Raw genomic sequence first — 13,178 nt, forward strand, 5'->3', positions numbered from 1 at the left:
AAAATCAATAAAATGGATCTTACACTTGAAAAAACATGGCGTTGGTACGGACCAAACGATCCCGTATCGCTTCAAGATATCAAACAGGCCGGGGCAACCGGGATTGTAACCGCACTCCACCATATCCCAAATGGCGATGTCTGGGAAATGGAGGCTATTTTGCAACATAAAAAAGTAATTGAAAAAGTAGGTTTGTCATGGTCGGTTGTAGAGAGTGTTCCCGTGCACGAAAGCATTAAAACGCAAACAGGAAATTACAAGCAATATATAGACAATTACAAGCAAACACTTATTAACCTTGGCCAATGCGGCATCGATACCGTTTGTTACAATTTCATGCCTGTACTGGATTGGACCCGTACCGATTTGGATTTTTTAGTTGAAGATGGATCTACGGCTTTACGGTTTGATAAAAAAGCATTTGCAGGCTTTGAATTGTTTTTACTGAAAAGGCCTGGGGCCGAAAATAATTATTCAAAAGAAGAAATTGAAGCTGCAAGACTATATATCGAAAACTTATCGGAAGAAGAAAAGCAAAAACTGGTGAATAATATTATTGCCGGGCTTCCGGGGGCCGAAGAAGGTTATTCTTTAACCGAATTCAACAATGTGCTTCAAAAGTATAACAACATAGACGCCAAAAAACTTAAAGAACACCTTTTTTACTTTTTGGAGAATATTGTGCCAGCAGCCGAAAAATCCAACGTAAGGCTTTGCATCCATCCAGACGATCCGCCCTACCCTATTCTTGGGCTTCCCCGGGTGGTAAGTACAGAACAGGACATTGCCGATATATTTACCGCTGTTGACAGCCAGTTTAACGGGCTCACTTTTTGCACAGGCTCGTTTGGGGTGCGTCCCGATAACGACCTTCCAGCAATGGTAAAACGCTTTGGACACCGTATACATTTTATTCATTTAAGAAGCACACAAAGAGATGCCGAAGGGAATTTTCATGAAGCCAATCATCTGGAAGGCAATGTTGACATGTATGGGGTCATGAAAGAATTGATTAACGAGCAGTGCAAAAGGGCAACAAACAACCGATTGGATTACAGGATGCCCCTGCGCCCAGATCATGGGCATAAAATGCTCGACGACCTTAAAAAGAAAACAAACCCCGGCTATTCGGCTATTGGCAGGTTGCGCGGACTGGCAGAATTAAGGGGGCTCGAAATGGGCATCAGGAAATCGAAAGTGTAAACCTGAAAAACAATATTGTATGTTTTATTGAAAAATACATTAAATTTTTTATAAAAATCAATGGATAATAAAAATAACACTAAGTTTTTTTTGATTTTTGGTAATATTTAAAAAATTGATTTATATTTGTGTAATCGATTACATAAACACATAATTATGACTAAAGTAGACTTTAGATATGCAACGCATCCAATAGATGCCAGAAAGTACGGAACAGATGAATTAAGGGATCATTTTTTGTTGAATCCCATTTTCAAGGAAAATGAAATAAGATTAACCTACACCATGTATGATAGGTACATTGTTGGCGGTGCCATGCCGGTTGATAAATCCCTTAAATTAGAGACCTTCGACCATTTAAAGGCCAATTACTTTCTGGAAAGGCGTGAATTGGGAATTATAAATGTTGGCGGAAAGGGAATTGTAACCGTAGATGGCAATGTTTATGAACTCAGTAAAAAAGAGGCCTTATATATAGGCAAGGAATGTAAAGATATCGTTTTTGAATCTACCGATGGCGAGCAGGCTTTATTTTATATTAACTCTGCCCCGGCCCATCATAAATATCCAACTCAAAAAGTAGGCCGTGAAGATGCCGAAATTATAGAGTTGGGCGACCAAAAATACGCAAATAAAAGAATATTAAACAAACTTATTGTAAACAGCATCGTAAAAACATGCCAGCTTCAAATGGGGGTTACCGAGCTTCAAGAAGGAAATGTATGGAATACCATGCCCGCACATACCCATACAAGAAGAATGGAGGCTTATTTTTATTTCGATCTGGAAGAAGGTCAAACCGTATGCCATTTCTTAGGGGAACCTCAGCATACACGTCATATTTTCATGGAAAACCATCAAGCGGTGCTTTCTCCCGAATGGTCCATCCACTCTGGGTCGGGAACGGCCAATTATTCTTTTATTTGGGGAATGGCCGGTGAAAATCTAGATTATGGCGACATGGACGGTGTTGCGCCAAACGAATTAAAATAAAATAGATGAATTTATTCAACCTAAAAGGAAAAAGGGCATTAGTAACAGGAGGTACGCACGGGCTAGGAATGGCCATGGCCGAAGGCCTTGCCGATGCGGGTGCCGAACTTGTAATAAGCAGTACCACCCCCGAAAAGCTCGAAAATGCATTAAACCATTACAAAAGCAAGGGGTATGTTGCAAACGGTTATCTTTTTGATATTACCGATGAGAACAAAGCCGCCGAAAAAGTACAGGAAATATATAAAAATCAAGGTCATATCGATATTTTGGTAAACAATGCGGGCATTATAAAAAGAGAAGCTGCATTGGACATGAATGTTGCCGATTTCCGCCGTGTAATAGATGTTGACCTTGTGGGAGCGTTTATCATGTCTCAATTGGTTGCAAAAAATATGATTGAACGCGGGGGCGGTAAAATTATAAATATCTGTTCCATGATGAGCGAACTTGGTAGGAACAGCGTTACCGCATATGCCGCGGCCAAAGGCGGCCTAAAAATGCTTACCCAAAACCTGGCTACCGAATGGGCCAAGCACAATATACAGGTAAACGGCATTGGGCCGGGTTATTTTGCAACTTCGCAAACCGAACCCATTCGTGTTGACGGCCATCCATTTAACGATTTCATCATCAACAGGACACCTGCCGCCCGTTGGGGAAATCCGGAAGACCTGGCCGGAACTGCGGTTTTCTTGGCTTCAGGGGCAAGTAATTTTGTAAACGGTCAGGTAATTTATGTAGATGGCGGCATTTTGGCCACCATCGGGAAACCAATAAACGAAAAATAAATGGCGAAAAATACTTTCATAAACGACAATTTTTTACTTCAAAATAAATACGCAGAAGAGCTTTATCATAAGTATGCGAGCAAAATGCCGATTATAGATTATCATTGCCATTTGCCCCCAAAGGATATTGCAGAAAATAGGGTGTTTGAAAACTTAACGCAAATATGGATTTATGGCGACCATTACAAATGGCGTGCCATGCGTACTTTGGGCATTAACGAAAAATTTATTACCGGAAATGCTTCTGATAAAGATAAATTTCTTCAATGGGCTAAAACTGTTCCGTATACCATGCGAAATCCATTGTACCATTGGACACAATTGGAATTGGCCCGCTATTTCGATATCTATGATTTGTTGAATGAAAAAAGCGCTGAAAGTATCTATAAAGAAGCTTCAGAAAAATTAAATTCTGATGCCTTTAGTTGCCAAAGCCTGCTTTCTAAAATGAACGTTGAAGTAGTTTGTACCACGGAAGACCCAACAGATTCCCTGGAGCATCATCAAAAACTGGCAAAAAGTAATTTTAAAACCCATATTTCAACTTCCTTTAGGCCGGATAAGGCCATTTTAATTGGAAACGAAGATTTTGTTCAATACCTGAATAAACTTGAGAAAAGTTCGGGAATTTCAATCAATTCGTACAAAGACTTAAAAGATGCGTTGGTAGACAGGATAGCTTATTTTGATGAAAATGGCTGTAAAGTATCCGACCATGGCTTAAATGCAATTCCCTATGCAGCATATACCGAAAAGGAAATTACGGATATCTTTAAAAAGCGTATCGATAAAAAACAACTTACCAATGAAGAAATCTCTAAATATGAAAGTGCCGTATTGCAATTTCTGGCCGAACAATACCACGCAAAGGGTTGGGTACAACAATTTCATTTAGGGGCTTTAAGAAACAACAACACACGTATGTTGAAGGAGTTAGGGCCAGATACGGGTTGGGATTCCATTGCCGATTATCCGCAAGCGGAAAACCTTTCCAAGTTCCTCAACAGTCTAGATACCAACAATACGTTAACAAAAACCATAATATACAATCTTAACCCTGCCGATAACGAAGTTATGGCCACCATGATTGGCAATTTTAACGATGGTTCCGTAAAAGGAAAAGTACAATTTGGTTCCGGTTGGTGGTTTTTAGACCAAAAAGACGGGATGATAAAGCAAATGAACGCTTTATCAAACATGGGGCTTATTAGTTGTTTTATAGGCATGCTAACCGATTCCAGAAGTTTTCTCTCATACCCAAGACATGAATATTTCAGAAGAATTTTATGTAACTTGTTTGGGGAAGAAATCAAAAATGGGGAATTACCCAATGATATGGAATGGATTGGAAAGATCATTCAGGATATTTCGTATAATAACGCCAAAGAATATTTTAATTTTTAAATAGCATTAACCACCAAAACCTATTACCTTGAAAAAAGTAGTTGCACTGGGGGAAGTTTTGTTAAGGCTCTCCACCAAAGGTCATTTAAAATTTTCTCAAGCCATTGAACTCAATGCCGATTATGGCGGAAGCGAATTAAACGTGCTTACCGGATTGGCAAATTTTGGCATGCAGGCAGAAATGGTTACGCGCCTGCCCGAAAACGATATTGCCCAAACAGCACTCATGCAAATGAGAAAATACAATATTGGCACAAAACATATTCTTAAAGGCGGTAAACGTTTAGGGCTCTATTTTTTGGAAAAAGGCGCTTCTGTAAGGGGAAGTAAAATTATATACGACCGTGCACATTCTTCTTTTGCCGATATTGAAAAAGGGATGATCGACTGGGAAACGGTTTTTAAAGATGCCGCATGGTTTCATTGGTCGGGAATTACACCCGGGGTCTCTCAAGGTGCCGCCGATGTTTGCCTGGAAGCCATTGAAATGGCCACAGATCTGGGCCTTACCGTCTCAACCGATTTTAATTACCGTGCCAACCTTTGGAACTATGGGAAAACCCCCGGAGATATCATGGAAAAAATGGTTTCTAAATGCCATGTAATCCTTGCGGGCGATTATGCTTCTAAACAGTATTTTAATATCGTTCCCGATGGAGATTCAGAAGAAAAGCTTCAACAGTCCCTTTGCGAAAAATTGAAGCAGCACTTTCCAAATAGCAAAAAAATAATCATTACCAACCGAAAAAACATAAGCGCATTGCACAATAAATGGTCGGCCGTAATGTACGACGGGGAAAAAATGCGGTCGTCTCAATCTTACGACATAACAGATATTGTTGACAGGATTGGAGCGGGCGATAGCTTTATGGGCGCCTTAATTTACGGGCTCAGCCATTACAACGACCAAAAGGCACTGGATTTTGCCGTTGCGGCCTCTTGCTTAAAACATACTATATACGGTGATGCCAATCTGGTATCTAAAGAAGATGTGGAAAATTTAATGGGCGGTGATACTTCCGGTAGGGTAAATAGGTAAACCGTCAACAAAAACTATAAAAATAAGTACATGAAAACATATACAAGAATAGAAGTCGCCAAAACAATGGAAAGTACCGGACTGGTACCTTTGTTTTATCACCCCGATAAAGATGTTGTATGCCAGGCAGTAAAGGCCTGTTATGATGGTGGCGCACGTTTGTTCGAATTTACGGCCCGTGGTGCCTTGGCCCATGAAGTTTTTTCAGACTTGGTAAAATATTGCGGCCAGCATTGCCACGATATGATATTGGGCGTGGGCTCGGTAACCGATGCAGCATCGGCTTCATTATACATTCAATTGGGAGCACAATTTATTGTAACCCCCGTATTTAGGGAAGATATAGCCATTGCCTGCAACCGTAGAAAAATTTTATGGGCACCAGGATGCGGAACCCTTACCGAAATTGCAAAAGCAGAAGAATTTGGCTGTGAAATTGTAAAACTGTTTCCCGGTGCAACTTACGGCCCATCGTTTGTTAAAGCTATAAAAGGCCCATGCCCCTGGACAAGCATTATGCCAACGGGCGGCGTTAGTCCAGACGAAAAAAACATTACCGACTGGTTTAATGCCGGGGTAACATGTGTTGGAATGGGTTCTAAATTAATTTCAAAAGAAATTATAGAAAAAGGCGATTACAAAAAACTGGAGAAAAACGTTGAAGCAGTACTTAATATGATTAAAAAGGCCAGAAAATGAAGAATTTTTTAAAAATCTCAATCGTTGTATTTGGCTTTCTGTTATGCTTTTCGTGCAATGAATCTACAAAACATAAAACAATAAGGCTGGCTCACGGGCTGGATGTAAACCATTCGGTACACAAGGCAATGCTTGAAATGGCCAAGAACCTTGAAGAAGCTTCCGGCGGCAAGCTCACCATTAAAATTTACCCCAACCAACAATTAGGCTCCGAGAGGGAATGTCTGGAACTGCTTCAAATAGGAAGCCTTGACATGACAAAGGTTTCTGTAGGCGTTATGGAAAATTTTGCTCCTAAAATGAAAGTACTTGGACTTCCGTTTCTTTTCAGGAACAAGGAACATTCCTTTAATGTTTTGGACGGACCCATTGGTAAGCAACTTTTAAATGAAGGTGAAAAATATTGGTTAAAAGGGCTTTGTTACTACGATGCGGGAAGCAGAAGCTTTTATACAAAAGACAGGCCTGTAAAAAATCCCGAAGACCTAAAAGGAATGAAAATTAGGGTGATGGAAAGTGCTACGGCAATGGACATGGTAAGAAGCTTGGGCGGCTCCCCAACCCCTATTTCATGGGGAGAGTTATATACATCCTTGCAACAAGGTGTGGTAGATGGAGCCGAAAACAACCCGCCAAGTTTTTACCTCTCCAGGCATTATGAGGTATGTAAATACTATTCGCTCGACGAGCATACCGTACTTCCCGATGTGTTGGTCGTTGGAACACATTTTTGGAACAGCCTAACGGAACAAGAACAAAAATGGTTGCAGGAAGCCGCAGACAAATCGGTAAAATACCAACGTAAATTATGGGCCAAATCAGAAAAAGAAGCCTTGGACGCCGTAAAAGAAGCTGGTGTTGAAATTATTCACCCAAACAAAGAGCCTTTTGCCAAAGAAGTACAAAGCGTCTACAACAGTTATAAAGACAATAAGGAAATGTATTCCCTCATTCAGGAAATTAAACAAACAAAATAAGCATGGACATTAGAAAAAAGATAGACCTTCTCTTGGGCAGATTCCTCGTTTTAATAATGGCCATTATGGTTATAAACGTATTGTGGCAGGTATTTACACGTTATGTTACCGGAACCCCAAGCTCTTTTACAGACGAACTGGCCCGCTATTTAATGATATGGGTCGGGGTATTGGGCGCTGCATATGTTTCCGGGCGGAACATGCACGTGGCCATAGACGTACTTCCGTCCAAAACCAGTACCAAAACACAGCAAAAACTTAAAATATTGGTAAATGTATTAATTATATTGTTTGCCTTGGTTGCATTTGTTATTGGGGGCATACGCCTTGTTTACATAAGCTACATTCTCGGTCAACACTCGCCGGCCCTTAACGTACCGTTGGCAGTTGTTTATTTGGTAATTCCAATAAGTGGCTTACTCATTATTTTTTATAAAACTTCAGATATTTTAAAGAAATCATAACATGGAATATATACCTGTACTTGTATTGGTAATTAGCTTTATAGCTTTATTGGCTATTGGAACCCCCGTTGCGTGGAGTATTACCATTTCGTCTTTGTTAACAATGTTGGTAAGTATTTCTGCATTACCGGCTTTTACAACAGTATCGCAACGAATGGCCACTGGCCTCGACAGTTTTGCCCTCTTGGCAATTCCATTTTTTATTCTCTCGGGCCAATTAATGAACAAAGGGGGAATTGCCCATCGGCTTATTGCCTTTGCCAAAACCTTGGTGGGCTCGCTTCCGGGCGGGCTTGCATTGATTAATGTTATCGCTGCCATGTTAATGGGCGCCATTGCCGGGTCGGCCATGGCCTCTGCATCGGCCATGGGAAGCATTTTGGGCCCTGAAATGGAAAAAGAAGGGTATTCCAAGCAATTTGGCGTGGCCGTAAATATTACCTCTGCAACTACGGGATTGGTAATACCGCCCAGTAATGTGCTAATTGTCTATTCTCTTGCCAGTGGCGGGGTTTCTATTGCAGCACTGTTCCTTGCCGGATATATCCCGGGAATATTAACAGGGCTTTTTTTAATGATTGTAGCTGCTGTTTGGGCAAAAAAGAAAAAATATAAGGTTGGTAAAAGAAGTTCTTTAAAAGAAGTTTTTAAAACTTTTATTGATGCACTTCCCAGTTTATTTTTACTTGTAGTTGTTATCGGCGGAATAGTTATAGGTGTGTTTACCGCTACTGAAGCTTCAGCCATTGCGGTATTGTACACTTTGGTTTTAGGGATTATCTACAAGGAAATATCATTTAAAAACCTTCCGCAGGTTTTATTGGATTCTGCCGCGACAACCGCCATTGTAATGTTATTGATAGGCGCGTCCATGAGTATGTCGTGGGTAATGTCATACGAGAACATCCCTCAAAATATCAGTAGTGTTCTGTTGGGCATTAGCGATAACCCCATTATAATCCTGCTTATTATCAACCTGCTCTTATTGTTTGTAGGAATTTTTATGGATATGACCCCGGCTGTACTAATTTTTACCCCTATTTTTTTACCCGTGGTAACCAAATTGGGCATGGATCCTGTACATTTTGGTATTATCATGGTGCTAAACCTTTGCATAGGCTTATGCACGCCTCCCGTTGGTTCGGTACTGTTTGTGGGCGTCGGGGTGGCAAATACAACCATACAAAAAGTGGTAAAACCATTAATTCCTATGTTTTTGGCAATGATCTTTGCCCTGTTCCTCGTAACCTACTTTCCACAACTTACGCTTTGGTTACCAAGTTTATTTGATTTATAAATAAAAATGCTACGCTATAAAAATGAAAAAATTAAATAGAAACATTAAAACCCACCAAACAAAACCTCCTGTCAAGATTGTCCAGTTTGGCGAAGGGAACTTTTTAAGGGCTTTTGTAGATTATGCCGTTCATACCCTTAACCAAAAATGCAATTTCAATGCTGGAGTGGCCGTGGTTCAACCATTGGCCGGAGGCATGGTAGCCAAACTAAATGAGCAAGATGGATTGTATACCCTTTTTATGAAAGGTATTTATCAAGGCAAAGAAGTTCAAGAAAAAGAATTGATTACCAGCATTGTTCGGGGAATTGACCCATACACTCACTTTCAAGAGTATTTAGACTTAGCTAAGGAAGAGGATTTGGAGTTTATCATTTCCAATACCACTGAAGCCGGTATTGCTTTTAATCCAAACGATACCCCAAACATGCAGCCTCCTGCTTCCTTTCCGGCAAAACTAACCCGCTTGTTACTGGAACGCTACAATTATTTCCAAGGAAGCCCAAACAAAGGGCTGACCATCATCCCGTGCGAATTGATAAATTACAATGCAGATACCTTAAAAGAAATCATTTTAAAATATATTGACCTTTGGGAACTCGACCATGCCTTTAAAAGCTGGTTGCTAAACCACAATACTTTTCATAATACTTTGGTAGATAGAATCGTTCCCGGATATCCAAAGGATGATATTGAAACATATCGCAAAGAACTCGATTATGAAGATGATTTAATTGTTTCAGCCGAGAAATTCTTCCTCTGGGTAATTGAAGGAGATGAAAATATCAAAGAAAAACTTCCTTTTGGCAAAACAGGACTAAATGTACTGGTTGTAAAAAACATGCAACCATACCGCACCCGAAAGGTAAGGATACTCAATGGTGCCCATACCACCATGGTCCCGTTTTCTTTACTCTATGGAAATGAAACCGTAAAAGAAACCATTGATAACGGTTTTACGGGAGATTTTGTTCAAAAAGCGGTTTTTAACGAAATTATCCCAACCCTGAACATGGACAAAAAAGAACTGCAAAATTTTGCAAATGATATATTGGACCGCTTTAGGAATCCGTTTATTAAACATCAACTTTCCAGCATTGCCCTAAATTCAATATCAAAATTCAAGGTAAGGGTATTGCCAAGCCTAAAAGGCCATATTGAAATAACCAAAACCCTTCCTCCTCACCTAACTTTTGCACTGGCATGCCTTATCCGCTTTTACAAAGGCGAATGGAACGGTAAGTTACTCCCGGTCCATGACGACAAAAGCATTGTAAATAAGTTTAAGGATGTTTGGACTGTAAATTCCATGGAAACCATTTCTGAAACCATTCTTTCAGAAACTTTGTTCTGGGATGAAGACTTAAGCAATATAAACGGACTTAAACAAGCAGTAACAATGGCCCTAAAGGAAATTGAAGGCCACGGTGTTGAAAAAGGCTTTGAAAACTTTAAGGCCTATCTTCAGAATGTTTAAAATGATGAGTTATGGAAAAGAAGTTAATTAAGGTACACCATTCAGATAATGTGGCCGTTGCACTAAAAAACCTATCGGCCGGAGATTCCATTACCTTTGAAGGTGAAAACGTTATACCAACCACCAACGTAAAGGCCAAACATAAAATTGCGCTGCAAGCTTTTAATCCCGGGGACCGTATTATTATGTACGGTGTGTTGGTAGGCAGTGCAGGCCAAAACATAGAAAAGGGAGAAGTTATCACCACCGAAAATGTAAAACACCAAAGTGAAAAGGTATCTAGAAAAACCGCCACCTACAATTGGGAAGCACCCGATGTAAAAAAATGGGAAAACAAGACTTTTTCCGGCTACCATCGTAAAGACGGGCAGGTAGGTACCCGCAATGTCTGGCTGTTTTTTCCTTTGGTATTTTGCGAAAATAGAAATATTGAAGTCCTAAAAGAAGTTTTCGAAAAAGAGCTTTTAAATGAAGACATCAACAAACACCGATTGTTACTTCGGTCCCTTATCAATAAAAAGGAAGGTGCCGGTCAAGAAGAAACCACTTCAGGGCAAGTTCCCGTTTTTAACAACGTTGAAGTAAAATTTATTACGCATCAAGGAGGCTGCGGTGGTATCCGCCAAGACTCGGAAACATTGGCAAGGCTTTTGGCCGGTTATGTTAACAACCCAAATGTAGCCGGGGCCACGGTATTGAGCCTTGGTTGCCAGAATTTGCAGATCAAGATTTTTAAAGATGCCTTAAATGAAGTTTCACCGGATAACGAAAAGCCTATTTTAATCTATGAGCAACAACAAATGGGAACCATTGAAAACATGCTCAATACCATTATTGAAGAATCTTTTGAGGAAATAAAAAAGGCCAATAAAGTAGTACGTAAACCTGCGCCTCTTTCTAAACTTAAAATAGGACTGGAATGTGGGGGTTCCGATGGGTTTTCAGGTATTTCTGCCAATCCAACCCTTGGTCATGTTTCAGACATTCTGGCCGCTTTAAAAGGAACGGCAATTTTATCAGAATTCCCGGAACTCTGTGGCGTGGAGCAAGAATTGGTAAACCGTTGCATTGACGACTCCCAAGCAGAACGCTTTTTGAAGCTTATGAAAGATTTCGAAAAATCTGTTGTAGACGCGGGATCGGGCTTCGATATGAACCCTTCGCCCGGAAATATTAAAGACGGACTCATAACCGATGCCATGAAATCGGCAGGGGCCGCCAAAAAAGGAGGCACCTCTCCCATTACCGATGTTCTGGATTATACCGAATATGCCACCAAACCAGGGTTAAACCTCCTGTGCACACCTGGAAACGATGTAGAAAGTACTACCGCCATGGCCGGTTCTGGAGCCAATATTATATTGTTTACTACAGGTCTGGGAACCCCGACCGGGAACCCGATAACGCCGGTAATAAAAGTGGCTTCAAATAGCGAGCTCGCCTCAAAAATGCCCGATATAATCGATATCGATACCGGGGCCATCATCCGTGGCGAAAAAACCATCGAAGAAATGGCAGGCATCCTATTGGAATATATCATAGAAATAGCTAGCGGGAAAAAGTCGAAAGCCATGGCATTAAATCAAAACGATTTTATCCCGTGGAAAAGAGGTGTTTCCCTGTAATTATTATCTAACCGAAGACATCCTTATTTTTAAAGTGGGCGAAAGTACCACTTTTTTTTCTATTTTAACGTTCGAGTCTTTTACTTGCTCCAGAAAAACCTTGGCAGCCATTTTGCCCATTTCCACAGGCGATTGATCGACCGTTGTCATGGAAAGTTCTAAAAATTTGGTGAAGGGCTCGTTACTGAAGCCCACCACACAAAATTCGCTGGGAATTTTAATCCCATGTTTCTTTAATTGCTGAATGGCCCCCAAAGCCACATAATCACTGGAGGAGAAAATAGCATCGGGTGGTTCCGGGAGCATCAATAACTTTTCTGAAGCCTTTTGACCGGCCCGGATATCGCTTTTTGTTTTAATTACATATTCCTTTTTAAGGGCAATGCCATGATCGGTCAATGCTTTCTTGTAACCTTCGTACCTATTTTTATAAATCTCTAGGCTCCAGTCCCCCGATAAATGCGCAATGCGCTTACAGCCTTGGTCAATTAGGTGCTTGGTTGCCCTGTATCCGCCCTCAAAATCGTCAATGGTTACGGTACTTACCCCTTTTAAATCTTTTTTACGGTCAAAAAATACCAAGGGCACATTCTTTTCCAATACGTATTCAAAATGGTCCGTTTGCGTGGTTAATTTGGAAACCGACATTAAAATACCGTCAACCTGTGCATTGAGCAATGCATTGATATTATCGATTTCGGTGCTTTCCTGCTCGTGCGTTTGACATATAATGACATGATAGCCCAACGGGTACAATTCCTCTTCAATGCCCCTTATAATTGCCGAGAAGAAATTTCTATCAATATAAGGAACAATAACGCCAACGTTATTGCTCTTACCGCTTTTAAGAGCCAGTGCAAGCCTATTTTGTTTGTAATTCATCTTAGCCGCAGTTTCCATGACCAGTTTTTTTGTAGCGGCACTAATTTTCGGGTTATTGTTAAGTGCCCTGGAAACCGTAGCAGCTGTAATGTTTAGTGCCTTGGCTATATCGTAAATGGTAGTTTTTTCACTCATTCTGTTATCCTTTAATAGATAATAGCTTACAAATGTAACTATTTTGGTTTATAGTGCTAATTTTTATGTTATCGATTACAAATTAAACTATAAAAGGGTCAAAAGCTCTATAATCGAGGGATGTAGCACCCCTTAATCCATAAAATATATGCTAATGTAATACTATTTTGTTAAAATTGAAGGTTTTATATT

General features: G+C 40.3%; 12 protein-coding genes. 11 read left to right on the plus strand and 1 reads right to left on the minus strand.

Annotation, left to right across the window (positions count from 1 at the left end; translation table 11 throughout):
• Positions 1–12 precede the first annotated feature (12 nt).
• From uxuA to UXI14_RS01145, 11 genes are all read left to right on the plus strand, one after another.
• A complete protein-coding gene (gene uxuA, locus UXI14_RS01095; RefSeq protein ID WP_335964417.1) occupies positions 13–1,203 on the plus strand; it encodes a mannonate dehydratase in 1,191 nt (396 codons plus the stop codon).
• Between the two features lie 156 nt (positions 1,204–1,359).
• Positions 1,360–2,196: a 5-dehydro-4-deoxy-D-glucuronate isomerase gene (gene kduI / locus UXI14_RS01100; RefSeq protein WP_335964418.1), complete on the plus strand. Its 837-nt coding sequence runs from the start codon at positions 1,360–1,362 to the stop codon at positions 2,194–2,196.
• Positions 2,197–2,201: 5 nt separating this feature from the next.
• Complete coding sequence (locus tag UXI14_RS01105; RefSeq protein WP_277898805.1) at positions 2,202–2,987, plus strand: gluconate 5-dehydrogenase; 786 nt, start codon at positions 2,202–2,204, stop codon at positions 2,985–2,987.
• Entirely contained in the window at positions 2,988–4,391 is a 1,404-nt protein-coding gene (gene uxaC, locus UXI14_RS01110; RefSeq protein WP_335964419.1) for a glucuronate isomerase, read from the plus strand. It begins immediately after the preceding gene.
• Positions 4,392–4,419: 28 nt separating this feature from the next.
• Positions 4,420–5,430 carry a sugar kinase gene (locus UXI14_RS01115; RefSeq protein WP_335964420.1) on the plus strand — a complete coding sequence of 337 codons (1,011 nt, stop codon included), beginning with the start codon at positions 4,420–4,422 and terminating at the stop codon, positions 5,428–5,430.
• Positions 5,431–5,460: 30 nt separating this feature from the next.
• Positions 5,461–6,129, plus strand: coding sequence for a bifunctional 4-hydroxy-2-oxoglutarate aldolase/2-dehydro-3-deoxy-phosphogluconate aldolase (locus tag UXI14_RS01120; protein WP_335964421.1), 669 nt, complete (start codon positions 5,461–5,463; stop codon positions 6,127–6,129).
• Positions 6,126–7,106, plus strand: coding sequence for a TRAP transporter substrate-binding protein (locus tag UXI14_RS01125; protein ID WP_335964422.1), 981 nt, complete (start codon positions 6,126–6,128; stop codon positions 7,104–7,106). Before UXI14_RS01120 ends, UXI14_RS01125 begins: the two co-directional genes overlap by 4 nt.
• Positions 7,107–7,108: 2 nt before the next feature.
• Positions 7,109–7,570 carry a TRAP transporter small permease gene (locus UXI14_RS01130; RefSeq protein ID WP_335964423.1) on the plus strand — a complete coding sequence of 154 codons (462 nt, stop codon included), beginning with the start codon at positions 7,109–7,111 and terminating at the stop codon, positions 7,568–7,570.
• A 1-nt stretch (position 7,571) separates the two neighbouring features.
• Positions 7,572–8,867, plus strand: a complete 1,296-nt coding sequence (locus UXI14_RS01135; RefSeq protein ID WP_335964424.1) for a TRAP transporter large permease — start codon at positions 7,572–7,574, stop codon at positions 8,865–8,867.
• A 22-nt stretch (positions 8,868–8,889) separates the two neighbouring features.
• Positions 8,890–10,344 carry a tagaturonate reductase gene (locus UXI14_RS01140; RefSeq protein WP_335964425.1) on the plus strand — a complete coding sequence of 485 codons (1,455 nt, stop codon included), beginning with the start codon at positions 8,890–8,892 and terminating at the stop codon, positions 10,342–10,344.
• Positions 10,345–10,355: 11 nt separating this feature from the next.
• Entirely contained in the window at positions 10,356–11,969 is a 1,614-nt protein-coding gene (locus UXI14_RS01145) for an altronate dehydratase family protein (protein ID WP_335964426.1), read from the plus strand.
• Between the two features lie 3 nt (positions 11,970–11,972).
• Here UXI14_RS01145 and UXI14_RS01150 read toward each other — a convergent pair whose 3' ends face one another.
• Complete coding sequence (locus UXI14_RS01150; RefSeq protein ID WP_335964427.1) at positions 11,973–12,986, minus strand: LacI family DNA-binding transcriptional regulator; 1,014 nt, start codon at positions 12,984–12,986, stop codon at positions 11,973–11,975.
• Positions 12,987–13,178 lie beyond the last annotated feature (192 nt).

Source organism: Galbibacter sp. PAP.153 (assembly GCF_037029175.1).
GTDB classification, from domain to species: Bacteria; Bacteroidota; Bacteroidia; order Flavobacteriales; family Flavobacteriaceae; genus Galbibacter; species Galbibacter pacificus.